This is a genomic window from Nonomuraea diastatica (genome assembly GCF_004349015.1).
GTDB lineage: Bacteria > Actinomycetota > Actinomycetes > Streptosporangiales > Streptosporangiaceae > Nonomuraea > Nonomuraea diastatica.
On sequence record NZ_SMKP01000445.1, the window covers coordinates 1 to 827 of the forward strand.

Annotated in this window: 1 protein-coding gene; it reads right to left on the reverse strand. The window is 70.1% G+C overall.

Annotated elements, in window-relative coordinates:
• Nucleotides 1-827 (reverse strand): ISL3 family transposase (locus tag E1294_RS52090; protein WP_132520808.1); only part of this gene is annotated, 827 nt, incomplete at its 3' end.

The window sequence follows — 827 nt, forward strand, 5'->3', positions numbered from 1 at the left end:
AGGGCGTGGATGACGGCGTGGCGTTCTCGGGTGCGGAGCGCCGTCCGGGATTGCGGCACGTCAGGGGCTGTGTCGGCCGTTGGTTCCTCATCGGCGGGTGGCGTCTGGGGTGGGAGCTCGGCCAGGTCGGCGCGATGGGCACGGATGGTGGATTCGACCGCGGTGCACAGGTTGTGCCACAGATGCCACCTGTCAGCGACTTCGATCGCCTCCGGCGCGCCCTCGCGGGCGCCGTCGGCGTAACCGCCGGCCCTGTCGCGGTAGATCACCTGCATGCCAGGATGCTCACGCAGCCAGGCGGCGAAGACCTCGCTGGTGCGGCCGTCCAGGACGTCGATGGGCCGGTGGGTGGCCATGTCGATGAGGATCGTGGCGTAGGACTGGCCGCGCCGTTTGGCGAGGTCGTCCACGCCCAGGACCGTGACCGAGCCGACCTCGGGGTCGGGCAGCGCCCGGATCAGCCTGATCAGCAGGGAGCGGGACACGAAGATGCCCAGGTGAGCGGCCAAGCGCGCCCCAGCGCGCCCGGCCAGGGCCAACGCGATGTGCTTCAGCAGCCGACTCAGTGACGAGGTCCGCCGCGCGTACCTGGAGGCCAGCTCAGGCACCTGCTCGGCGAAGGTGCGCACCCGGCAGTCAGGGTTGCCGCAGAACCACCTCCGCACCTCCAGGTCGATGGTCACGGGCACCTCGCCGCAGGTTACATCCTGCAGAAGTCGGCGGTACCGGCTGTGGACACGCCGGCTCGACGTGCCACAGGCGCCGCACCCGGCCTCGGTGTTCTTCGCGCGTGTGCTGATCAGCAGGCCGTTGCGACTCTTCGTCAC